Below are 23,628 nucleotides of genomic sequence, written 5' to 3' on the forward strand. Positions count from 1 at the left end.
GCGCAACGAGCACGCATGACGCGCGCGGCTCTTCGTATCCCGCTTTCAGGAAAGTCCCTCATGTCCTCGCTCGCCACGCGTGGCGCTGGCGTTCGCTCGCGCGAACGCGCAACGCCGCGCGCACTTCGGCACGCCGGGCGTTTCGCGCTCGCCATGCTACCGCGCGTCTTGCCGCTGCCTCTCATCGCGCCCATCGTCGTTCATGCAGCCCATGCCGCCGATGCGCAAACCGCCGACACCGCCTCGGCCGCCACGCTGCCCACCGTTACGGTTAGCGCGACTACCGGCGCGGCCCCCGCGGCCGCCGTCGACCCCAACCTGCCCGCGACGGTCGAAACCGTCACGCCCGCGCAATTCGGGAACTGGAACGTCGTCAACACCGAGGACGTGCTCAAGTACCTGCCCAATCTCGCCGTGCGCAAGCGCTACGTGGGGGACCTGAACTCGATCATCGCCGTGCGCGGCACGAGCAATACACAAAGCGCGCGCGGCCTCGTCTATGCCGACGGCCTGCTGCTCTCCAATCTGCTCGGCAACAGTTACAGTTTTCCGCCGCGCTGGTCGATGGTGTTCCCCGACCAGATCCAGCAAGTGGATGTGATCTACGGGCCGTACTCCGCGCTCTATCCCGGCAACTCGCTCGGTGCCACCGTGCTCATCACCACGCGCATGCCGAAGCAGTTCGAAGCGAATGCGGACGTGAAGGCGTTCACCCAGCATTTCAGCCTCTACGGGGTGAACCAGAACTTCAACGGCAGCGAGATGAGCGCTTCGATCGGCGACCGTATCGGCAAGTTCTCGTATTTGCTTGGCGTGAATCACCTCGAGAACACGAGCCAGCCGCTGCAGTTCGCCACGCTCGCGCAGTCGACGAAACCCGCGCAGCCGGGGGACGTGCCCGTGCATGGCGCGTACTTCTACAACAACCAGACGAACACGCCTACAGTCGTGCTGGGCATCAACGGCGAAGGCATGCAGCACACGGTGCAGGACCAGTTCAAGCTGCGTATGCAGTACGACTTCACCCCCAACGTGCAAGGCGGCGTGACGCTCGGCTACTGGCACCAGACCTACAGCAACGCCACGTCGACCTTCCTTTACGACGCGAACGGCAATCCGGTGTATAGCGGCAAGGTGTCGATCAACGGCTACGAGTACACGATACCCGCTGCCGCGTTCGCACCGAGCCGCGGCTGGAGCGAAAACTGGCTGTATGGCGCGACGCTGCGCACCCATCAGGCTACCGGCTGGAACGCAGAGGCCGTTGCTTCGTACTACGACGTAAGTAACAGCGTGGCGCGCACGGCAAACGCCGGGGGACCAGGCAACGGTCCCGGCGTCATGACGCTCGGCGACGGCACCGGCTGGAAGACGCTCGACCTCAAGACGACGTGGACGCCCGCCACGCCCGATGCGGGCCTGACCGCCCACTGGCTCACGTTCGGCTATCACTACGACGACTACGCGCTCGACAACCGCACGTACAACACGCTCGCGTGGCGCGATGGCGGCGCGGCCAGCTTCGCCAATGCCTTCGCGGGAAAGACCGAAACCCAGGCGCTCTACGCACAGGACGCGTGGCGCTTCCTCCCGCGCTGGAAGTTCGTGTACGGCGTGCGCTACGAAAACTGGCGCGCCTACGACGGCTATCAGGCGCTCGGCGGCGTGAACGTGCCTTATGCCAACGTGGGCGACCATCATTTCTCGCCAAAGGCTTCGCTCTCGTTCGACGTAACCGACGACCTCACGCTGCGCGCGTCGATTGCGCGCGCCTACCGCTTCCCGACCGTGAGCGAGTTGTTCCAGGGGCAGGTGAACGGCTCGTCCATCGTCAACAACAATCCGAACCTGCGCCCCGAGGACGATCTCTCGAAGGAACTGAGCGCCGAATGGGCGCACTGGAATGGCCTCTTTCGCTTGACGCTCTTTCAGGACGACGTAAAAAACACGATCTTCAGCCAGACCGACACGACGGTCATTCCGAACGTCACGAACTTCCAGAACATCGGCAAAGTGCGCTCGCGCGGCGTGGAAACGAGCTACCAGGGTGAAGACGTCGTGCTGCGCGGGCTCGATCTCGCAGCGAGCGTGGCGTACACGCAGTCGAAGATTCTGGAGAACGCGCAAAACCCGGCGAGCGTGGGCAAGTACTTCTATCGCATTCCGCTATGGCGCGCGAATCTCGTCGCCACGTACCGCTTCGACGCGCGCTCGGCATTCACGCTCGCCGCGCGCTACTCGGGCCGCCAGTACAACACGCTCACCAACACGGACACGAACCCGAACGTGTTCGGCGGCACGAGCACCTACACGGTCGCCGACGTGAAATACACCATCCGGCCGACGAAGAAGAGCGAGATCGGCGTGGGCATCGACAACCTGTTCGACGCGCGCTACTTCGTCTATCACCCGTATCCCGGCCGCACGTACTACCTCGAAGCGAAGCTCGGCATTTGAGCGGCGCGCTCGCGGCCCTGGTTTGCGCCGCGTTTTCGTTTGAATCATCCATGCAGTCGCGCCTTCATGGCTCGACAAGGAGTCCCCGATGTCCACGATATCCGACCCGGTGAGCGCGCCGCCTGCACGCGCGGCCCAGCCCGGCTACCGCACGCTGTGGCGCTGGCATTTTTACGCAGGCCTCTTCGTCATGCCCTTGCTGCTCGTGCTCGCCATCACGGGCACGATCTACTGCTTCCAGCCGCAGATCGAACCGCTGCTTTACCCGCATCGGCTGATGGTCGCACCGGCGGCGACACCGCGCCTGCCCGTGGATGCGCTGCTGGCCCGCGCGCGGGCCGCAATGCCTGCGGACGCGCAGGCGCTGCGCGCGCATATCGAGTCGAATCCCGCGCGCAGCGCCGAGTTCGTTTTCGCGCTGCCTGGCGGGACCAAAGAGAGCGTCTACGTCAATCCTTACGATGGCGCGGTGCTCGGTACGCTCGACGTCGATCGCCGCTTCATGCAGGTAGACCGCATGCTGCATCGCAAGCTCCTGCTCGGCAAACCCGGCGAGTGGCTCATGGAGCTGGCCGCCTGCTGGACGCTCGTGATGATCGCCACCGGCATTGCGCTCTGGTGGCCGCGCGCGGGCGCGTCGTGGCGCGCGGCGCTGCTGCCTCGCATCGGCGCGAGCGGGAGGCCATTCTGGAAGAGCGTGCATGCGAGCGTCGGCATCTGGCTCGCCGTGGGCGCGGTCGCTTTCGTGCTGAGCGGCATGCCGTGGACGGGCTCGTGGGGCAAGCAGTTCAAGGCGCTCGCCACGCGGGCGAGTCTTGGCGCGCCGCGCGGCGCGTGGGGCGGCGGCCTTGCGCTGAAATCCGCGTTGCCGGCTGTGCCGGCCGCAGCCAGCGGTACCACGGCGCAGCCTCGCGCGAGCCACGCCGATCGTCAGGAACAGGGCGAGCACGCAGGCCACGACATGGCGTCGATGCCCGGCATGGTGATGGACGACATGCCGCTGCCGCTCGTGCCCTGGGCGGTCGGCGCGGTTCCGGTGCCGCGCTCGCCAGACGCGCCCGACGCGTCCAGCGCACCGCGACACTGGACACTCGCACACGTGGTCGCACAGATGCGCGAGCTCGGCGTGCGCGACGGCTACGACATCGTGCTGCCCGCCACGCCGGATGGCGTCTACACGGTCTCGTATTTTCCGGCCGATCCGAAAGCGGAGCGCACGGTGTATATCGACCAGTACAGCGGCGCCGTGCTGAGGGATATCCGCTATGAGGATTACGGCGCGGTCTCGCAAGCCATCTCGTATGGGACGTCGCTGCACATGGGGCGCTACTTCGGCCTAGCGAACCAGCTGATCTGCGCGGCGATCTCGCTGGGCCTCGGCGCGCTCGCGGTGACCGGCTTCGCGATGTGGTGGATGCGCCGACCCGCGCGCAAGATGGGCGCATCTGGCACGCTGGGTGCGCCGCCGCGCGAGCGCGCCGCGCCGCGCCTGCGCGCCTGGAAAACCGCTCTCGTGCTGCTTGGCATCGTGTTTCCGCTGATGGGCGCGACGCTCGTGGCCGTCTGGCTGTTCGACCGCGCAGCCTTCCGGCGCGCCTAGAGGCAGTCGTATTGCCAGCAGCGGCAACGAAAGCGGCCCTGCGGTAATCTGCGGACACAATTGCGTCTGAACCTGGCAGCGCCAAAGGGTTTCAAACGTATATATGCGGAGATCATCGTGTTGCGGCTATTTTCGGCACTTGGCGCGGCCGCAGTGCTCGCGGGCTGCGCGGTCGCGCCCTATCCGGCTTACCCCGGCTACTACGGCTACGGGTATGGCTACCCTTACTATTCAGGCTATCCGTACGCCTACGGTTACGACTACTACCCCGGTTATTTCGGCGGCGGCTATGGCGGCATCACCATCTGGGGCGGCGGCGGCGGATGTTGCTATCACCACGGCTGGCACGGCGGTCATGGTGGCGGCTGGCACGACGGCGGCGGACACGGCGGCGGCTGGCATGGAGGCGGTGGCGGCACGTGGCAAGGCGGCGGCGGTGGCATGGGGGCGGGCGGCGGCCACGGGCACTGACCGCTCACACACCGGGGCCCCGGCACCCCATGCGCGGGTATAGCGCCTACACGCGCCCGTTCACCGGAATCAGCGCTCCCGTCACCGCCTGCGCGTCAGCGCCCAGCAAGAACGCAATCACCGTCGAGATCTCGCGCGGCTGCACCCAACGCGTGAAATCGGCATCCGGCATGTCGGCGCGGTTTTGCGGCGTGTCGATAATGCTCGGCAAAATCGCATTCACCGTCACGCCCTTGTCCTTCAGCTCTTCCGCGAGCGCTTCCGTCAAGCGCGCCACGCCCGCCTTCGACGCCGAATAGGCGCCCATGCCAAGCCCGGCCTTGAGCCCCGCGCCCGCACCGATATTGACCACACGGCCCGCGCCGCTCTTCACGAGCCAAGGCAGCGCGGCCTTCGAGGCATTGAGCGCGGTCTTCACGTTCAGATCGAACATCAAATCCCACGTGCGCGGGTCGCCATCGCCGATGGTTTCCCAGCGGAACGCACCCGCCACGTTGACGAGCGCGTCGAGGCCGCCGAGCTTCTCGTGCAACGTGCCGAACGCAGCCTGGGCTGCCTGCGCGTCGACGAGATCGACGCCGCCCATGCATAGCGCGCCCGCAAGCGCGGCGGGCAGCGCTGCCACCTGGGGGGCCGCGCCCCGGCCGATCAGCGCCACGCGGGCGCCGCGTTCGGCCAGCAATTGCGCCGTCGCCAGACCGAGGCTGCCAAAACCGCCCGTCACCGCGACCACCTTTCCGTTCAGACCGTTTTCCATGTGCTTGTTCCTCTCGTTGCTTCACTAACCCGAAACCTGAATTCGATGCGGCCCGCGCGATCCATACGGGCGCCGCTCGCGCCACGTTACGCGAGGCGCGGCCTTCCATCAACCCGCGCGCATTCATCCGTGGCGTGCATCCGTGCGCACCGTGGCGAGCGCGCGTTGCTTGCGCAGGTTCTCCGTGGTGTCGCCGCCGCCGTCCGCGCGCCAGCCTGGCGGCAGGAACACATAGCGCACAGCGGTCCAGAGGGTCTTCGCCGTCACGACATCGCGGGAGAGCGTCGCCCAGTGTTCGAATTCGACGACGAACGGATTGCGCGAACGCACGGGCGTAACGAGGCCGTAGCGGCACGGCTCTTCGGCGCGCTCTTGCACATACGTGCCGAACAGGCGGTCGAAAACGATCAGGACTCCGCCATAGTTCGCATCGAGGTAATCGACGTTCGAAGCATGATGCACGCGGTGGTTCGACGGTGTGTTGAACACGTACTCGAGCCAGCCGAGCTTCGGAATCCACGTGTTGTGCAGCCAGAACTGATAGAGCAGGTTCAACGAGAGGATGGCGAGCACGACTTCGGGCCGCACGCCGAGCCACACGAGCGGCGTGAAGAACATGGCCGGGCCGGTGAGCTTGCCGGTCCACCCAAGCCGGTATGCCGAAGAAAGCGTCAACTGGTTCGGCGAATGGTGCACGGCGTGCGTCGCCCAAAAGAAGCGGATGCGGTGCGACGCGCGGTGATACCAGTAATAGCAGAACTCCTGACCGACGAAGACCAGCAGCACGAGCGCAACGGTGTCGATATGCAGCGTGAAGAGGCGGTGCGCCCAGGCGAAGTCGAAGATGGGCGTGGCGAGCGAGAGCGGCAGTAGCGCGAAGAGCTTGCGGCCCACAAGATCGGCGAGCGAGAGCCAAACTTCAGACCAATCGAAGGGGGCCACGCTGTTTGTTTCGGAACGCTTCCTGAAGGTGAGCACGCAGGCCTCGATCAGCGAGACGGCGACGACGAACAGCGTGACATAAAACGCGAGTTTTCCTGTGGTGAGCATGATGGATCGTGTGCGATAGGCGCGTCTTGCGCGGTGAAGAAAGACGCGTGTTGCACGGGAAAAAGCACCGGCAGCGCGTCGGATGAAGGGCACTGTAGTGGCGCGCAGAGGGAAAAACCACGCGCAAAGTATGTCGGGATATGTCACGCGCGCGGCGCGCAAAAAGCTCCGGCACGCCCACCGCCCCGCGTGCGCGGGGTGATCGCGTCCACGGCCTCGCGACGTGTAACACCGCGACATGGTTTATGACGCGACTTCGGCAAATCACAGCCCTATAGTTCGTTCCGCTGACACGCCACAGCGTGCCCTACGAAACGAACCGCAAGGACCTCTGATGAAAACGCTCCCCCTCGTCGTCGCCGCGATCATCGGCTTCGCCAGCGCCCCCGCCTTCGCCGGCTGGTCCGGCCACGGCACGGCGTACACGCCCCACGGCACGTACAACGGCGCGCACTACGGGTCCTGCAGCGGCGGCACCTGCTCGCATGCGGGCGGCGTGGCCGGTCCCTGGGGTGGCGTCGCCACCAACAGCGGCTCCGTCACCCGCACCGCGCCGGGCCAGTTCAGCAACAGCGGCACGGCCTACGGTCCGAACGGCCGCTCGGTCCAGCATTCGGGCGACACGAACTGCGCGAACGGCACCTGCTCGCACACCGGCTCGCTCGACGGCTCGGATGGCCGCAGCGCGAGCACCTCGGGCAGCGTGACGCGCACGGCGCCGGGCCAGTACTCGTCGACGGGCACGGTCACGACCGGCAACGGCAACACGTACGGACACACGGCGTCCACCGCCTGCGCGGGCAGCACGTGCAATCGCTCGGGCACCGTCACCGGCTCGCAGGGCGGCAGCGTCTACCACTCGGGCAGCGCCACGGGCGTCGGCACCGGCGTGGTGACGACGGGCGGCGGTACGACCGTCGTCCACGGCGGCACGGTGACCACGGGCAGCACGACGGTGGTGCACGGCGCGGTCGCGACGACAGGCACGACGGTTGCCGTCGTGGGCGCCCCGGTTCCCGCGCCCGTGCCGGTTGTCGTGACGCCGCCGCCCAGCACGACGGTGTATGTCGCTCCGCCGCCGCCCGCGCCGAAGACGGTGGTGGTCGCGCCGGCGCCGGTACCGGCTCCGCAGACGGTGTATGTCGCGCCGCCCGCACCGAAGACCGTTTATGTCGCGCCGGCCGCGCCTCAGCCGGCCGCGCCCAAGGTCGTCTACGTAGCGCCGCCGGCACCCAAGGTCGTCTACGTGGGCCAGCCGCTCCCGCGCGCCGTGTACATCGCGCCGCGCCCGGCCGTGTGGATTCCCGGCCACTGGATCGGCCGCGTGTGGATTCCGGGCCACTGGGCCTGAATCGCTACGGGCGGCTACGCATTTGCTTGACCGGCAGCCGCCGTTCATTTCACTCGCCTCATTCGCTTAACCAACCGGCCGGCAAGCTACGTCGGCCACCTCACGGAGAACACCATGAAGAAGATGATCGCCGCCCTCGTTTTGTGTATCGTTGCAGCAGCGGTTTGCGTGCCGGCATCGGCGCAGGCCTTGCCGGGCAGTTCAGGCGCGACGAACAGCGCAGCAAACGGCGACGCGCGCGTCGAACGCATGATGGCGCAGCTGCAGGGGCGCTTCGCCGCCGCGAACACGACGCACGACGGCAAGCTCACGCGCGAACAGGCGCAGGCGGGCATGCCGAGGGTCGCGCAGCACTTCGACGAAATCGACGCGCAAAAGGCCGGCTTCGTCACCCTCGCGCAGATCGAGGACTTCATGCGAGCGCGCGCAGCAGCCCGATGAACGCCGGAGGCGTCACATGGAGCAGGCAAACAGGATCATCGTGCTCGACGACGAAGCCGAACTGCGCAACATGCTGCAGCGCTTTCTCACGAGCCAGGGATTCGAGGTGCGCGCCGTCGCCGACGGCAAGCGGCTCGACCGCCTGCTCCAGCGCGAGCCCTATGACCTGCTCGTGCTCGACCTCATGATGGAGCCCGAAGACGGCCTCACGGTTTGCCGCCGCCTGCGCGCCGAAGGCCAGACGCTGCCGATCCTCATGCTCACCGCGAAGGGCGACGCCGCCGACAAGGTGATCGGCCTCGAAACGGGCGCCGACGACTACCTCGCCAAGCCGTTCCTTCCCGACGAACTGGTCGCACGCATTCGCGCCCTGCTGCGCCGCCAGAAGATGGCCGCGGGCGAACCGACCGTCACCTCGCAAATGCTGCGCTTCGGCAACTTCCAGTTCGACGTTGGCAAACAAACGCTCTACCGCGACGGCGCGCCCATCGAAGTCCACTCCGCGCAGATGCTGCTGCTTCACGCGCTCGGCTCGTCGCCGAACCGCGCCGTGAGCCGCGAGAATCTGCTCGCCCGCGCGCGCGGGCGCGACCACAACGCGCTAGACCGCAGCGTGGACGTGCAGATCCTGCGCCTGCGCCAGATCGTCGAGGACGATCCCGCCAAGCCGCGCTTCATCAAGACCGTCTGGGGCATCGGCTACATGCTGGTGGCCGGTGTCGATTCGTAATGCGCCTGCGGCTGCCGCGCTCCCTGCTCTCGCGCAACATCGCGCTGCTGGTGGCGCTCGTCGCGCTGTCGCAAATCTGCTCGCTCGCCGTGCTGCTGCACTTCGTGCAGCGCCCGCGCATCGAGCGCGCGTCGATCATCTTCGCCGACTACGTGAAGCTGCTGGACACCACGCTCGCGTCGATGCCGCCCGCTGAAGGGCGCGCGGCGGCGGCCCGGCTCGAGACGCGCAACACGGCGCCGCCCCAGGCGCCCGCCGAAATGCATCCGAGCCTCGCAGACTTTTTCCGCACCTGGCAGCGCGACGTGTTCGTCGAAGCGCTGCAACGGCATCTGCCGCCCGACCTGCTGGTGCGCTGGGAGGCGAGCCACGACAATGCCGAGCCCGCAGCGAATGGCGAAGCCGCGCAGGAACGGCTGTGGATCCGCCTTCACGCGGCGGGCGAGCCCATATGGGTCGCGCTTCCCATGACGGCCGATGCGCGCGCGAGCGGCATCACCACGGCGCTGATCCTCTCGGCCGCGCTCGCGCTGCTGGCGGTGTTCACCGGCTATCTGTTGCAGCGCCACATCAACCAGCCGCTGCGCAAGCTCGCGCGCGCGGCACGGCGGGTGAGCGCGGGCGAAACGCCACCGCCGCTGCCGACCAACGGCCCCACCGAAATCGCCCAAGTGAGCCTCGCCTTCAACCAGATGACCGAAGCGCTGAAGCAGGCCGAGGCCACGCGCGCGCTCATGCTGGCCGGCGTGTCGCACGACATCCGCACGCCGCTCACGAAACTGCGCCTCGCAATCGCGATGGCGCTGCCGCGCGGCAGCAACGACGCGCTCGTGGCCTCGTCCGAGAGCTATCTGGACCAGATCGACACGATCCTTCAGCAGTTCATGGACTACGCGGGCAGCGGCGAGCGAGAAACACTGCAGTCGGGCGACCTCAATACGCTCGTTGGGCAGCTCGTTGCGGATTTCGCGGGGCTCGGCCATGAGTTCGACTTCGACGAAGGCGAGTTGCCGGTGTTTGCGTTCCGGCCCGTCGCCGTTATGCGTCTGCTGATGAATCTCATGCAGAACGCCGTGAACTATGGACGCACAGGTCTGACGATTCGCACCTGGCGCGACGGCGAGACCGCCTGCGTGATCGTTGCCGATCGCGGCAACGGCATCCGCGCCGATGAACTGGAGCGCCTCAAATCCCCCTTCAGCCGCGGCGCGAACGCCCGTACGCATTCGGGCGGCTCGGGACTGGGCCTCGCCATCGTCGAGCGGATCGCGCGGCTGCACGGCGGCTCGCTCACCTTCCGCGACCGCGAAGGCGGCGGTCTCGAAGCGGTCGTGCGCCTGCCGCTGCACCCTCCCTCAGCGGGCCAGAACGGCGCGTCGCACACCCCGCGCGCATGACATGACTCGACATAATTTGCGCGTGGATTTCGCGCACCCTACCCCCCATACTTGCGCCTGAGCCTGAGCAACGGAACGAAGCAAACCGGAGCCCAGACGCCGGAGCACCAAGGTCGATAGTTCGCCATCCTTAATGATTTGCGAGTATCGGCAGACACGAGACACGCTTTCACGCAAAGGACATCGACATGCAATCGCTCATCAACTTCCTCGTCAACAAAGCCAAGCGCATCGTAGGCGCCACGTTCCTCGCGGGCTCGCTGTTCGCGAGCGGCTGCGCATCGGCCGCGCCGGTCGTGCAAACGAACGGGCCGCTGCCGCAACTGCACGCCGACGTCGTCTACGTCTACACGTTCGACGCCGCTGCCGACCAGGTGCAACTGGACAGCACCGGCATGCTGCACAAGCTCAAGACGATGGCGAGCGGCGAGTCATCGGCGCAGCAGCAACAACAGGCCGCACTGCAAACGCGCGAGCATCTCGCCGATCAACTCGTGAGCGAACTCCAGAAAATGGGGCTGCCCGCCGTACGCATGGACGGTCCCGCGCCTGCCGGCCGCAACGCGCTGATCGTGCAAGGCCGTATCGACACGATGGACGCGGGCAGCAGCCGCCGCCGCATGCTGATCGGTCTCGGTGCGGGCAAGAGCGAAGTGGGCGCGACGATCGCCGTGCTGTTCCAGCCGGCCAACGGCGGCGAACCGCAGCCGCTCCTGAGCTTCCAGACGAAGGCGAATAGCGGCTATATGCCCGGCATGGCCGAAACGGCGGGCGTGGGCGCAGCGGCCGGCCATGTCGCGACGGCGGCGGTGGTGGGCGGTGGCCTGCACGGCGCATCGGAGGCGAAGCGCGACACGCTTTCGTCGGATGCCGGCAAGCTGGCTCGCTCGATCGCGAAAGAAGTCACGCAGATCAGCACGCAGAACGGCTGGATGGCAACGACGACGAAGAGCTGATACGGGGGAAGCGCGCAGCGCGAGGGCTCACGCCCTTTAAGGCGGCGGTTCGATACCGCCGCCGTTTTTTGTTTACTGCGGCAGCGGCTCGCCCTGCGCCTGTGGCTCACGATAATGCGCGAACTTCGACGTGTGGCCGATACCCGGATTGAAGCAGTTGCACGGATCGAGCGTTTCGTAGAACGACTTCAGCGCGGGCTTCGCATCGTAAAGATGGCCGACATTGTGCTCGGCGGGATATTCGGCGCCACGCGCGTCGAGCAGCTTCCACATCTCGTGCTCCAGCGCGAGGCAATCATTGCCCTTGCGAACAATGTAGTCCTGGTGAAACACGTGGCAAAAGAAATGCCCGTAGTAGAGCTTGATCGCGATGGGCTTTTCCACGGCCTCGGGCAGTCGCTCGAACCAGTCGCGATCATTGCGCCGAAGCGCGATATCGAGCGCGACGATGTCCTCCACCCCGTCGCCATGCACCGCGCGATAGCGCACCGCCGCGCCCGCCGCCGCGAAACGATGGAGAAACGCCTTACTGCCCTCTTCGTCCGTACACTCGAAATAATCGCCGCTCGCCGTGCCGAAAAACGTGCTCAGGTAAGCGCGCGTTTCGTCGACCATATCGGCCGATACCTTGAGCATCAAATGATGTTCATAGCGCTGCCGGTAATCCTTGAGCCGTGCGGGCAGATGGCCTGGAAAACACTGGCTCACGACCTGCGCCACGCGGTCGGTGAAATGCGCTGGCAAGAACGGCAGCCGCTCGAAAAACGCGTCGCAGCGGCTCTTGAACGCGAACAGCGCAGGCAAGCGCTGCGTGCCGAGATGCTGGATCAAAAGGAACATGTCCTTGCCGTAGCGTTCGGCGATATCGAACGCGTCTCGATGCAGGTATTCGCCCGCGATAGGCAGCTTCGAGAACTTGCCGAGCATGTCGCGGCGCAGGTCGGTCAGCTCGGCCGTCTCGTTGGTGCCGATGTAGAACACCTTCGCGCCCCGCTCGATGGGAAAGGTGTCGAGCCGCACCGCGAACACCATCACCTTGCCGGCCGAACCCGCCGCTTCGTGCAGGCGCAGCGGGTCGGCGTTGTAGCGCGCGGGCGTATGAGCTTCGATGTCGCGCACATGATCCGCGTAATCGTGGTCGGAAGCCGCGCCCGCGTCGTGCAGGATATCGGCTTCGGGCAGCTCGCCGCGATCGAGGCGGCCAAGCACCGCTTCCGGCGCCTCGCCGAGCCGGATGCCGAGGTGATTCACGAGCGCAAGGCGCCCTGCCGCATCGACCCGCGCGAACACGCTCATTTCCGTATAGGCCGGGCCGCGCCGCACGAGCGAGCCGCCCGAGTTGTTACACACGCCGCCGACAACCGAAGCGCCGAGACATGAGGAGCCGATGACCGAGTGCGGCTCGCGCCCGAGCGGCTTGAGCGTCTGCTCCAGCTGATCGAGCGTCGAGCCCGGCAGGCAGACCACCTGCTTGCCGCCGTCGATCACATAGACCTTGCGCATGCGCGTCATGCTCACGATCACGACCTCGCGGTCGTAGTCGTCGCCATCGGGCGTGGAGCCGCCCGTGAGACCCGTGTTCGAAGCCTGCGAGATGACGATCGCGTTCGCTGCCACGCAAGCCTCTAGCACCCGCCATTGCTCGACGAGCGTGCCGGGCCTCACGACCGCCGCCACGCTCCCTTCGCCGAAGCGAAAGCCCTTGCGGTAACGCCGCGTGGCTTCGTCGCCAGTCAGTACATGCTGGCGGCCAACGACGGCTCGCAACGACGCGACAAGCGGCTCGCGCCCGGCGCTGCGGTTCGTGGTGGACATGCGGACGGCTCCTGCACAAAACGATAATCGCGCAAGGATAAAACCCGCGATCCATGCCGTCCAATATCGCAACCACGCCCGATTAAGACGAAAAAGATATAGATTGCCTTCGGAGAGCGGCGGAATCAGCTCTGCGGTGCATGCCGCGACGCGTCGCGCACGATGCGCACGAAGTTCTGCACCGTAGGCGCCTTTTCGCGCGGGCGGTACACGAGTGCAATGGTCGTGTGCAGCGTGCCGCCCTTGAGATCGTGATACGTCACGCCCTTGGCCTGGATCTGGCGCATCGAAGAAGGGATGAGCGTGACGCCGAAGCCCGCCGCCGCCATGTTGACCGTGGAGGAAATCTGCGGCGACTCCATGCTGATCTCCGGATTGAAGCCCGCCGCGTGGCAAGCGCTGATGATCGAGTCGTAGAGATCGGGGCCGATCGCGCGCGGAAACAGAATGAGCGGGTCGCCGGCCAGATCGCCGAGATCGAGGCTGCGGCGGCGCGCAAGGCGATGGCGCGGCGGCAGCACGGCGAGCACGTCCTCTTCCACGAGCGCCTGGGTGGCGAGGCCGCGGCAATCGAGCGGCAGGCGCACGAACGCGGCATCGACCCTTGCCTCGCTTACGCGCTCCAGCAGCACCGAGCTATTGCTCTCTTCGCACCCGATCGCGACGCCGGGATACGCGCTGCGAAACCGTTGCAGCACAGTCGCAACGAGCGGATGAAACACCGTGGAGCCCGCGAAGCCGAGCACGAGCCTACCGGTCTCGCCACGCCCGGCGTTTTGCGCTTCCGCGAGCGCCAGATCCGCGTCGTCGACGATGCGTTGCGCACGCTCGCGAAAGAGCCGCCCGGCCTCGGTCAACTCCACGCGCCGCGAGTGGCGGATAAAGAGCCGCGTGCCGATTTCCTTTTCGAGCTTGAGGATCTGCTGGCTGAGCGGCGGTTGCGCCATGCCGAGAAAAGCGGCCGCCTCGCTGAAATGCAGATACTGCGCAACGGCGAGAAAGTAGCGTAGTTGCCGGAATTCCATATCGATTTCGTCTTGATGCAACCGGTGGATTGTGAACCGGCTACCGGTATGCATCAAGACGGCGCGGCAAAGCGCCTGCATCAAAAAATTCAGCCGAGCCCCATGCGCGTCTCGTCGACGAACTTCTCCGTGGCGTCGTCGATCTTGCGGCCCTTGCGGCCGGTGGGACCATGAATGTAGACGGTCTTCATGTCGACCTGCGGCGCGCCGCTCACGCCGGGCGGCGGCGTCATCTCGTAGTGGACTTCGCGCGCATGATCGGCCATCTGCAGGCGCGGATCGAACACCGAGTTGAAGCGCCACAGCATGCGCACGAAATTGGTCTGACCGCGCAACAACAGATGCGTGGCCTGCCCGGCCGCGCCGCGCAGCGCGGTCCAGCCCATGTGCTTGCGATTGAGCACCTGCTGCGTTTTCACGAGTTCGGCGTAGAACTCGGGCAGCGGAAGCTTCGTCGGCACCACGGCGTGCTGGATGTCGTAGAGCCGGTAGTCGAGGCTCGTGAGGCGCCGCGCCTCGCGCTGCCAGTTCTCCGTGCCCGGATACGGCGTATTCACGCTGATATTGACGATCTCGGGAATCTCCAGACACCACTGGCGAATCGTCGCGAAGCGTTCGCGGTCCCAGTCGGGATCGGCAATCAGGTTGATCGCGACGGTAATCCCCAACGAACGCGCGAATTCGAGCGCCTCGAAATTCCGGTCGAGGCTGATCCGTTTGCGAAACGCCTTGAGGCCCTCCTCGTCGATCGCCTCCAGGCCGAGGAACATGTACTTCAGCCCGATGGACTCCCACAGGCGGAACACGTCCTTGTTGCGCAGAAGCACGTCGCCGCGCGTTTCCAGGTAGTAGCGCTTGTCGATGCCGCGCCGCTTGATCGCCTCGCCGATCGCCATGCCGTGTTCGGCATGCACGAACGCCACATCGTCGACGATGAACACGCCCGGTTCGCGCAGCGCGGCCAGTTCGTCCACGACGACTTCGGGGCTGCGCGTGCGATAGCTGCGTCCGTAGAACGTCCACGCGCTGCAGAAGGTGCAGTCCCACGGGCAGCCGCGCGCGAATTCAATGGAGGCGCAAGGATCGAGCGTGCCGATGAAGTACTTGCGGCGATGGCGCAGCAAGTCGCGCGCGGGCCGCACAGGGTCGAGATTCTCGACGAAACGCGGCGGCGGTCCCGACCCGTGGCTCGTCAACACGCCGGGCACGGCAAGCAGATCCGCGCCGCGCGACACCGCTTCGAGCAGTTCGTTCACCGAAGCTTCCCCCTCGCCGCGCAGCACGCAGTCGATCGCACCTTCGGCGTGGCGCAGCAGATCGGGCGCGGTGAACGACACGCTGTGCCCGCCCACGAACACGAAGCACGAGGGCAGCACGGCCTTCACGGCCTTCGAAAGGTCGATGATCTCGGGAATATTGGCCAGATAGTTGCCCGAAAAGCAGAGCGCCTCGGGCTGCCAGTCGCGCACCATGCGCATGAGGTCGCGGTGGTTCTCGACCTGCAGATCGACAAGCCGCACGTCGTGGCCCGCGTCGCGCGCCGTGCCGGCCACGGATTCGAGACCCAGCGGCTCGAGCCGCAGGAACACGCGCGTGTACATCAGTCCGCTCGGGTGGACCGCAAGCAATTTCATGAAGCCTCCTTGCGAAGGGCCGCTGCTTCGCGAGAGTCTACGCGCGTTGGCGGATCGCTGCCGCGCGGCGTGTCCCGCGCCGTGTCTCGCGCAGTAGTACCACTCAGGAACAACGCTCAGAAACTACCGAACAGCGAGCCGAGCACGATCACCACGCCTAGCGCAATCAGCGCGCCCACGATGCTCACCACCACGAGGTCGCGGTAGCTTTCGCGATGCGTCGAACCGCACACGGCCAGCAGCGTGACCACGGCGCCGTTGTGCGGCAGGCTGTCGAGCGTTCCCGACGACATTACAGCCACGCGGTGCAGCAAAGCGGGATCGATACCGTGCTGGGCGGCGAGCTGCATGTAGGTGCCGCCGAGCGCGTCGAGCGCGATGGTCAAGCCGCCCGAGGCCGAGCCCGTGAGCCCGGCGAGCAGGTTCGTGGCCACGGCGAGCGAAACGAGCGGGCCGCCGCCGATGCCGAGCACCCAGTCGCGCACGGCCTCGAACGCGGGCAACGCGGCAATCACGGCGCCATACCCCACGAGGCTGCCCACGCTCAGCACCGGCAGCACCGACGCGTTGGCGCCCGCATCGACGCTTTCGCGCAGCGCGCCAAGCCGCCCGCGGTTCAAGGCGACCAGCACGATAATGCCGAGCGTGAGCGCAACGCAAACACCCCAGACCCCCGCCACCGCCGAAAGCGTGGTCGAGCCCCAGCGCGGTTCGGCGAGCCAGGACGCGTCGATGCGCGGGAACACCACGACGTTCATCACGAAGTTCATCGCCACGACGACCACGAGCGGCGCGAGCGCGGCGAAGGGTGACGGCGGCCCGGCATGATCCGACGCCGCCGCGCCATTGCCGATCTCGGCGGGGTCGAAGGCTTGCGCGACGCTCGCGCGCTCGCGTACGAGCGGGGACTTGCCGCGTTCTTCGTCATCGGCGCCGCGGTTGTCGGGCTCGACGAAGCCCTCGCCGTTGCGCTGCGCCGCGGCCGCCGCGCGCCCGAGCCACCAGAGGCCGAAGCCCGCCATCACGAGGCTCGCGATCACGCCAAGCCCCGGCGCCGCGAACGGCGTCGTGCCGAAGAACGGCATGGGAATGGCGTTTTGCAGCGCGGGCGTGCCGGGCAGCGCCGACATCGTGAAGGTCGCCGTGCCGAGCATGATCGCGGCGGGCATGAGGCGCCGCGGGATATCGGCGGAGCGAAAGAGCGCCTGCGCCATGGGCGCGAGCACGAAGAACGCGACGAAGAGGCTCACGCCGCCATAGGTGACGAGCGCGCCGCCGAGCACCACGGCCACAAGCGCGTGACGCGTGCCGAGTTTGTCGATCATGAGGCGCGCCACGGCGTCCACCGAGCCGCTGTCCTCCATCAGCTTGCCGAACAGCGAGCCGAGCAGGAACAGCGGAAAGAACTGGGCGAGAAAGCGGCCCGTGCTCGACATGAATGTTTGCGTCCAATGCGCGAGCACCGGCTCGCCGGAAATGAGCGCGGCGAGCATGGCGCACAGCGGCGCGAGCAACAGCACGCTCCAGCCGCGATACGCGAGCCAGATCAACAGCGCGAGGCTTGCGAGCATCCCTCCCAGACCGATGACAAGCGTACCCGCGCTCATTGCATGACCCCTTCGAGCAGCGCCTCGAAATCGAAAGTCGACGCCTCGCCGAGTTGCGCGCCGTGCTGTGCGAGGAATTCATCGGCGGCGCGGCGGCCTTCGTCGCGCAGCATCGTGATGAACGACCACTCGGCGTTGAGCTTCGACGACGAACCCAGCGTGACGAGTTTCGCGCTGTGCACGCGATGCAGGCGCATATGCGCCCAGCGGCGGCCCTCCTCGCTGCCCGCGTCGGCGACCTTGTGCAGCAGCGCCATCATGCGCAGCTCCTTGATTAGCGGCGAGTTGAACGCGATCTCGTTCACGCGGTTGATGATGTCGCGCGCCGAGCGCGGCGTGCCCGCGCGCTCCACGGGGTTCACCTGCACGAGGATCGTGTCGATCGAATCGGTCTCGCGAATCAGCGGCGTGATGGTGGGATTGCCCGCGTAACCGCCGTCCCAGTAGGCTTCGCCATCGATCTCGACCGCCTGGAAGAGCGTAGGCAGGCACGCCGAGGCGAGCAGTGCGTCGGGGGTGACGTCGGCGTTGCGGAACACGCGCGCCTGGCCGTTGGAGACGCGCGTGGCCGTGACGAAGAGCTTGATGCGCGACTGGCGCAATGCCTCGAAGTCGATGGTGTCGGCAAGGATCGTGCGCAACGGGTTCACGCGCCCCGGATTCAGATCGTACGGGGAGACGACGCGCGCCATCATGTCGAGCGCGACGAACAAGGGCGAATGATCGAGCGTCCAGCGGCCGAGCAGGATGTCGACCGGTCCGCGCCGGAACGGGCTGAAGCGCGCGGCGTCGGACACGCGGCGCCAGAAGCTCGCGAGCGCCTCGCGTGCGCCTGCTGCACCGCCGCGCGCATGGCCGCTCGCAAGCACGGCGGCGTTCATTGCGCCCGCCGAGGTGCCCGATATGCCTTCGATTTGCAGCCACGGCTCTTCGAGCAGGCGGTCCAGCACGCCCCACGTGTAGGCGCCATGGGAGCCGCCGCCTTGCAGCGCGAGATCGACGAGCAAGGGCTCGGTGCGGGTCGTGCGGGTTGATGTCTCGGCTTCGGCGGGCATTGCAGCTCCGTTCCAGATCGACCACGGGCGAGATTACAGGAAAAGCGCAAATGGCCGCGCGAGAATGACGCAGCGCGCAATGGGTTTCAGGCGGGGTTTGAGGCGCGGGTTTCAGGCCCGCCTGCGCGAGGCGCGAATCGTTCCGGGGCGGTGCGGCGCGTCACTGGGGCGTTTGGTAGACTGGATCTCCCATCACGCTTTCCAGCCTTGCCGTGCCGAATGCCCATCCGCTTCATGGGCCGCTTTCGCTGTCGGGCCCGCTTCCCGCCCTGCTCGCCGAAATCCGCGCCTGCCATGCCTGCGCCGACGCGCTGCCGCTCGGCCCACGCCCTGTGCTTCAGGCAAGCGAAACGGCAAGCCTGCTGATCGTCGGCCAGGCGCCGGGCGCGAAGGTCCATGCCTCGGGCGTGCCATGGGACGACGCGAGCGGCAAACGCCTGCGCGCGTGGCTCGGCATCGACAGCGAAACGTTCTACGACGCCGCCCAGGTCGCGCTCGTGCCGATGGGCTTTTGCTACCCCGGCCGCGGCAGCGGCGGGGACAACCCGCCGCGCCCGGAATGCGCCCCGTTATGGCACGCGCGGCTCGTCCGGCAGTTGCGCGGCGTGCGGCTGACACTGCTCGTCGGCCAGTATGCGCAGCGCTATTTTCTCGGCAGCGAGCGCCGCGGCTCGCTCACCGAAACCGTGGCGGCCTGGCGCGACTATGCACCCAATTTCGTACCGCTCCCGCATCCGTCGCCACGCAACCAGGCATGGTTCAAGCGCCACCCGTGGTTCGAACACGATGTCCTGCCCGCGCTGCAGGCGCGCGTGCAGGCGTTGCTATTACCGGAGCGACGCCGCGCGCCATCCACAATAAAGGAACCGACAATGACGAAACCCGCAATCGATATTCAGCGAGTCTACGAACCGCTGCCCGACGGTGGGCACCACTGCTTTCTGGTGGACCGGCTGTGGCCGCGCGGCGTGAGCAAGGAAAAACTCGCGAACGTGCAATGGGCGAAGGAGGTAGCGCCGAGCACCGAACTACGCCAGTGGTTCCACAAGGACCCGGAACAGTGGGACGAATTCAGGAAGCGCTATCTGGCCGAGCTGAACGCCAATCCCGACGCCTGGCAACCGCTCGCCGATGCGGCCGGAAAGGGGCACATCACCCTGCTCTACGGCTCGCACGATACGGAGCGTAACCATGCGATCGTGCTGCGCGACTATCTGGCGAAGCACACGAAGTAGAAATGAACGGGCGGCGCGTGCGCGCCGCCCTCTTCACGCTCAGAAGAGATACATCCCCGCGACGAACACCACACCCGAGAACAAGAGCGTCGTCACGCAATAACCCATGATGTCGCGCACGCCAAGGCCTGCGATCGCGAGCGCGGGCAGCGCCCAGAACGGCTGCGCCATGTTAGTCCACGCTTCGCCGTAGGCGATTGCCATCGCCGACTTGCCGAGGTCCGCGCCGAGCGCCTGCGCCGCGGGCATCACGAACGGCCCCTGCACGACCCAGTGGCCACCGCCCGAAGGCACCGCGAAGTTGATCACCGCCGAGCTGAGGAACACGAGCAGCGGGAACGTGTGCACGTTCGCGATATCGACGAACCACTTCGTGATAACGCCCGCGAGACCCGAATGGTCCATCAGCGCCTGGATGCCCGCGTAGAAGGGAAACTGGATCATGATGCCCGAGGCGCCCTTCGCGGCGCCGGCCACGGCACGCGCGTAAGCCATCGGCGTTTTGTGCAGCACGAGGCCCGCCGCGAGGAACACGAGATTGACGGTGTCGATGTCGAGGGCGAAGCCCTTCGTGTGGAAGCGGATGCCGAGGAACACGAAGCACAGCGCCGCCACCAGCAGCGACAGCGCGCGGCTTTCCTCGATGCGCTCGGCGAAGGTCGCGTCCGGGCCGAGCTTGCGCTCGACGCTCGGCGGATCTTCGAGCAGCGCCGGGTCGACCGAGACGACGTCTTCGGGCTTCGGCATCATGAGACGCACGAGAAGCGGCAGCAGCACGATCAGGCCGAGCGTGATGAACGCGTTATAGCCCGTAAAGATGGTTTGCGAGACCGGGATCAGGCCGACGGCCTTTTCCATCGGATTGCCCTTCGTGGCCGCCACCAGCGGCACCGAGCCGGAAAGCCCGCCGTGCCAGGTGAGAAAGCCCATGTACGCGGCGGCGACGAGCAGCCGGTAGTCCGCGCCGCGCACCCGCCGCGCGACTTCGCGCGAGAACATCGCGCCGAGCACGAGGCCGAAGCCCCAGTTGATCGCGCACGCAATCGCGCCCACGAACGCAACCAGCATCACGCCCTGGCCCGGCGTGCGCGCGCAACTCGCGAGCGCGACCAGCATGCGCTTGACCGGGCCGGAGCTGGCGAGCGCGTGGCCGGTCACGAGAATCAGGACCATCTGCATCGCGAACGCGAGCAGGTTCCAGAAGCCCGAACCCCACATCATGACGAGCGCTTCGGGCGGCTGCGGCGTGAGCGCGAACGCCAGCACGAAGGTCACGACGGTGAGGAGAATGGCGAAGATGAGCGGATCCGGCAGGATCCGATGCACGACGCCGGTAAAGAAATGGGAAATACGCTGAATCACGGTGGTCTGCTCCTCGTCTGCTGATACGGAATCGGCCGCCTGTTTTCTTGGATGCGAACCGAGGCCGCGATTTTTGCACAGCGCGGCACAATGCGTGCGCCTCGCCGGCAAATCGCCGGGCGCATGCCGAACGCCGGGCCTGAACCGTGATTGTGTGCCTGCGCGAAATAAGCCGTTACATGCCCAAACGCGCCCTAAAAGTCTTATCTGCTACCTTTAGCGTTGCTATCTCAATAAATGTCCGGGTGGCTCCACCCAGCGGGAGGCAGGAATGCGCAAGCAGTTTCTTGGTGTCGTGCTCGCCGCGCTTGCTGGCATATTCGTGGCTTCGCCGCCCGCGCAGGCCCAGTCGCAGGCATTCACGAATCAAACCGTCAATCTCTACGCGGGACCCGCAGCCGACTTTCCTATCGTCGCCCAGATACCGGGTGGCGTGGCCGTGACGGTGTGGGGCTGCGTGGCCGGCTTCAGCTGGTGCGATATCGGCTTTCCGGGCCTGCGCGGCTGGGTCTACGGCACCTTCATCAGCTACCCGTGGCAGGGACAGCGCGTGCCGGTGATGAGCTATGGTCCGCGAATCGGTCTGCCCATCGTGACGTTCTCGCTCGGCGCGTACTGGGGCTCTCACTACCGCGACCGTCCGTGGTTCTCCAATCAATCGCGCTGGGCGCGCCATCCGGGCCCGCGGCCCGTGCCGCCGCCGCCCGTGCGGCCGCGTCCGCCCAGCGGCCGTCCGCCTAACCATGGCGGCGGGAATCGTCCGCCTCACAACAACGCGGGACCGGGAAACCGGCCCCCTGGAGCGGGCCCCGGCAATAACAACGCGCGGCCGCCGGGACAAGGCAATGCCCGGCCACCTGGCCAGGGGAATGCCCGGCCACCCGGTCAGGGCGGCGGCCGGCCGCCAGGACAAGGCGGCGGGCGACCGCCCGGTGGCGGGAACAATCGACCTCCGGGTGGTGGCCAAGGCGGAGGCGGTGGTGGGCCCGGCGGTGGCGGCGGTGGCGGCGGCCCTGGTGGCGGCGGTGGCGGCGGTGGCGGCGGTCGTCCGCCTCCGGGCGGTTGACGCCACAACGAGCGCGAGCAAGTCCATGCCAAAACACGGCATGCTCGCGCTGGCTACTTCACCGCCCGTTAGAACCGATAGCCGATACCACCGAGGATCACGTCCGTATCGCGGCTATAGCGGGTGACCACGCGATTCCACGTGACGCGTGCGGCCCAGTGCTGCGTCAAGCGGTATGAAGCCGAGACCGAAACGAGCCCCGAGAGAATACCGTCGCCGGTATCGCGTACGTCGGGATGCTCGCCGTGATGAATCGCAGCGTAGAGGCCCGCGCCGAACCCCAGCGTGAGACGCTCGTCGAAGAACGCGCGCGTGAGCCAGAGCTGCGCCGTCGCGCCATCGCGCCGCGCCGAGATGCCATTGCCCTCGTGCAGATAGCCCACGGTAGCGTCGAGAAATGAGTTGATGCCGCGCCGGTACTCGATCGCCTCCGCCGCCGAGGTCTGCGATTCGAGGCTGTTGAGGATCGTCTCGCCCGCCATCAGCGTGATCTCGTTGTTCGTCACTTTCTGCGTGCGCGGCAACGCGAAATCGCGCGGGCCTGGCGTGTCGGGCGCGTCGAGCTGGTAGCCGATGCCCAGCATGAGCGAGGTTGTGGATGGACCGCGCGAGATCTGCACGCGATTGAGCTGCAGGTTCGCCGTCCAGCGATTCGCGGCGTACCACGTGGCGCGCGCGCTATAGAGCACGCCCCAACCGTGCGTGTCGGACCAGCCCTGGCCCTGGGACGCGGCCTCGGTGTCGAAATAGCGATACGGCCCAACGCCTACCGCGAACACAAAGCGGCGCTGCGCGAGCGGCAGGCGCGCCCACGCCTGGATGGTCTGGCCATCGCGGTGATGATTCGGAATATGGCCTTCGTTCAACCACGCAATGCTGCCGGCAAAATACTGGCCAAAACCCTCCGTGTAATCCATTTTCCACGAATAGGTATGATCGGCGCCGCTTTTGAGCGGCCCGGCGTAGAGCGTGAATTCCTGCGCGCTAACCGCCCCGGAAACCATGGCGAGCGCGCTGGCGGCGACACTGGATGCGGCAAGCGATGTGATGTTTTTCATTGCTGCGTTGGCGCCTTGCGGATTGGATGTGAAACTCGCCGCAAGCAGAATGTATGCAACGAAACGCCGAGCATACCGTGCCGTAATATTTCTTGTGTGAACTCGCTCTTTCAATTCATTACGAAAAGCCGCGGTACAAATTTCTGATTTTTATTTCGTAATCCTGATTACATAACGAAAAAAGAAACGCCGCACAGAAGTGCGGCGTTTTACCCTGCAGTCAGATTCGCAGTCGGCGCAATATCAGCGCACGTGATGGCAGACCCGCTCAGCGTGATGGTGAACGTGTTCGACGTGGCACACCTCATGGTGATACGGTGCGGCGACAGCAGCGAGCGGCGCGAAAAGCGCGGCGCAGGAAATCAGGGCGATCAGGCGGACAGCGGGCTTGAAAACGGCGTTCATGACTCGGCTCTTGCGTGTAAAAACAGTGTGGGTTGGAACGAAAAGCCAGCACTGTATCGCAGAGTGTTCGGCGGCGTATTACACGAATGTAACGGGCGTAGCGCTCGATGAAACGCTCTTGACACGCCTTGCTGTACAACCTCGGGGCGCGGCGGC

General features: G+C 66.3%; 20 protein-coding genes and 1 pseudogene. 11 read left to right on the forward strand and 10 right to left on the reverse strand.

All coding sequences use genetic code 11. The features are described 5' to 3' along the window. Positions 1 to 60 precede the first annotated feature (60 nt). From FAZ97_RS19985 to FAZ97_RS19995, 3 genes are all read left to right on the forward strand, one after another. Positions 61 to 2,457: a TonB-dependent receptor gene (locus tag FAZ97_RS19985; protein ID WP_233271705.1), complete on the forward strand. Its 2,397-nt coding sequence runs from the start codon at positions 61 to 63 to the stop codon at positions 2,455 to 2,457. A gap of 88 nt (positions 2,458 to 2,545) precedes the next feature. Next, complete coding sequence (locus FAZ97_RS19990; protein WP_158760153.1) at positions 2,546 to 4,057, forward strand: PepSY-associated TM helix domain-containing protein; 1,512 nt, start codon at positions 2,546 to 2,548, stop codon at positions 4,055 to 4,057. Positions 4,058 to 4,174: 117 nt separating this feature from the next. After that, on the forward strand, positions 4,175 to 4,528 hold the full coding sequence (locus tag FAZ97_RS19995; RefSeq protein ID WP_158760154.1) for a hypothetical protein: 354 nt from the start codon (positions 4,175 to 4,177) through the stop codon (positions 4,526 to 4,528). Positions 4,529 to 4,574: 46 nt separating this feature from the next. Here FAZ97_RS19995 and FAZ97_RS20000 read toward each other — a convergent pair whose 3' ends face one another. Then, positions 4,575 to 5,285 carry an SDR family NAD(P)-dependent oxidoreductase gene (locus FAZ97_RS20000; RefSeq protein ID WP_158760155.1) on the reverse strand — a complete coding sequence of 237 codons (711 nt, stop codon included), beginning with the start codon at positions 5,283 to 5,285 and terminating at the stop codon, positions 4,575 to 4,577. Between the two features lie 123 nt (positions 5,286 to 5,408). After that, positions 5,409 to 6,335, reverse strand: coding sequence for a sterol desaturase family protein (locus tag FAZ97_RS20005; RefSeq protein ID WP_158760156.1), 927 nt, complete (start codon positions 6,333 to 6,335; stop codon positions 5,409 to 5,411). A 334-nt stretch (positions 6,336 to 6,669) separates the two neighbouring features. Here FAZ97_RS20005 and FAZ97_RS20010 point away from each other — a divergent pair, with 334 nt between their 5' ends. The 5 genes from FAZ97_RS20010 (at position 6,670) to FAZ97_RS20030 (ending at position 11,210) form a co-directional block, all read left to right on the forward strand. Continuing rightward, positions 6,670 to 7,686, forward strand: a complete 1,017-nt coding sequence (locus tag FAZ97_RS20010; RefSeq protein WP_158760157.1) for a hypothetical protein — start codon at positions 6,670 to 6,672, stop codon at positions 7,684 to 7,686. A gap of 114 nt (positions 7,687 to 7,800) precedes the next feature. Beyond that, positions 7,801 to 8,127, forward strand: coding sequence for an EF-hand domain-containing protein (locus tag FAZ97_RS20015; RefSeq protein WP_158760158.1), 327 nt, complete (start codon positions 7,801 to 7,803; stop codon positions 8,125 to 8,127). Positions 8,128 to 8,143: 16 nt separating this feature from the next. Further along, positions 8,144 to 8,857, forward strand: a complete 714-nt coding sequence (locus FAZ97_RS20020) for a response regulator (RefSeq protein ID WP_158760159.1) — start codon at positions 8,144 to 8,146, stop codon at positions 8,855 to 8,857. Further along, complete coding sequence (locus tag FAZ97_RS20025) at positions 8,857 to 10,254, forward strand: ATP-binding protein (protein WP_158760160.1); 1,398 nt, start codon at positions 8,857 to 8,859, stop codon at positions 10,252 to 10,254. The genes FAZ97_RS20020 and FAZ97_RS20025 overlap by 1 nt, the downstream gene beginning before the upstream one ends. Before the next feature lie 188 nt (positions 10,255 to 10,442). After that, positions 10,443 to 11,210 carry a DUF4410 domain-containing protein gene (locus FAZ97_RS20030; protein ID WP_158760161.1) on the forward strand — a complete coding sequence of 256 codons (768 nt, stop codon included), beginning with the start codon at positions 10,443 to 10,445 and terminating at the stop codon, positions 11,208 to 11,210. Between the two features lie 72 nt (positions 11,211 to 11,282). Here the strand turns inward: FAZ97_RS20030 and dld are convergent, their stop codons facing one another. The 5 genes from dld to FAZ97_RS20055 form a co-directional block, all read right to left on the reverse strand. After that, entirely contained in the window at positions 11,283 to 13,025 is a 1,743-nt protein-coding gene (gene dld, locus FAZ97_RS20035) for a D-lactate dehydrogenase (protein ID WP_158760162.1), read from the reverse strand. 125 nt (positions 13,026 to 13,150) lie between these two features. Beyond that, entirely contained in the window at positions 13,151 to 14,050 is a 900-nt protein-coding gene (locus FAZ97_RS20040) for a LysR family transcriptional regulator (RefSeq protein WP_158760163.1), read from the reverse strand. Between the two features lie 89 nt (positions 14,051 to 14,139). Further along, the gene (gene hpnR / locus FAZ97_RS20045) at positions 14,140 to 15,684 is read right to left on the reverse strand and encodes a hopanoid C-3 methylase HpnR (RefSeq protein ID WP_158760164.1); all 1,545 of its coding nucleotides are present in this window, start codon (positions 15,682 to 15,684) and stop codon (positions 14,140 to 14,142) included. A 116-nt stretch (positions 15,685 to 15,800) separates the two neighbouring features. Further along, positions 15,801 to 17,291: a GntP family permease gene (locus tag FAZ97_RS20050; RefSeq protein WP_158760165.1), complete on the reverse strand. Its 1,491-nt coding sequence runs from the start codon at positions 17,289 to 17,291 to the stop codon at positions 15,801 to 15,803. Continuing rightward, positions 17,288 to 18,346, reverse strand: coding sequence for a patatin-like phospholipase family protein (locus FAZ97_RS20055; RefSeq protein WP_158760166.1), 1,059 nt, complete (start codon positions 18,344 to 18,346; stop codon positions 17,288 to 17,290). Before FAZ97_RS20055 ends, FAZ97_RS20050 begins: the two co-directional genes overlap by 4 nt. A 212-nt stretch (positions 18,347 to 18,558) precedes the next feature. Here FAZ97_RS20055 and FAZ97_RS35405 point away from each other — a divergent pair. Together FAZ97_RS35405 and FAZ97_RS35410 are read left to right on the forward strand one after the other, a co-directional pair. Continuing rightward, positions 18,559 to 19,173, forward strand: a pseudogene (locus FAZ97_RS35405) (uracil-DNA glycosylase family protein); the annotation flags it as partial. Positions 19,174 to 19,218: 45 nt separating this feature from the next. After that, positions 19,219 to 19,581: a DUF488 domain-containing protein gene (locus FAZ97_RS35410; protein WP_233271820.1), complete on the forward strand. Its 363-nt coding sequence runs from the start codon at positions 19,219 to 19,221 to the stop codon at positions 19,579 to 19,581. A 39-nt stretch (positions 19,582 to 19,620) separates the two neighbouring features. Here FAZ97_RS35410 and FAZ97_RS20065 read toward each other — a convergent pair whose 3' ends face one another. After that, positions 19,621 to 20,943, reverse strand: coding sequence for a TIGR00366 family protein (locus FAZ97_RS20065; protein WP_158760168.1), 1,323 nt, complete (start codon positions 20,941 to 20,943; stop codon positions 19,621 to 19,623). Between the two features lie 271 nt (positions 20,944 to 21,214). Here FAZ97_RS20065 and FAZ97_RS20070 point away from each other — a divergent pair, with 271 nt between their 5' ends. Then, the gene (locus FAZ97_RS20070) at positions 21,215 to 22,009 is read left to right on the forward strand and encodes an SH3 domain-containing protein (protein WP_158760169.1); all 795 of its coding nucleotides are present in this window, start codon (positions 21,215 to 21,217) and stop codon (positions 22,007 to 22,009) included. A gap of 68 nt (positions 22,010 to 22,077) precedes the next feature. Here FAZ97_RS20070 and FAZ97_RS20075 read toward each other — a convergent pair whose 3' ends face one another. Continuing rightward, complete coding sequence (locus FAZ97_RS20075; RefSeq protein ID WP_158760170.1) at positions 22,078 to 23,067, reverse strand: hypothetical protein; 990 nt, start codon at positions 23,065 to 23,067, stop codon at positions 22,078 to 22,080. 243 nt (positions 23,068 to 23,310) lie between these two features. Continuing rightward, positions 23,311 to 23,472: a hypothetical protein gene (locus tag FAZ97_RS35245; protein WP_199272112.1), complete on the reverse strand. Its 162-nt coding sequence runs from the start codon at positions 23,470 to 23,472 to the stop codon at positions 23,311 to 23,313. Positions 23,473 to 23,628 lie beyond the last annotated feature (156 nt).

Source organism: Paraburkholderia acidiphila, from assembly GCF_009789655.1.
GTDB classification, from domain to species: Bacteria; Pseudomonadota; Gammaproteobacteria; order Burkholderiales; family Burkholderiaceae; genus Paraburkholderia; species Paraburkholderia acidiphila.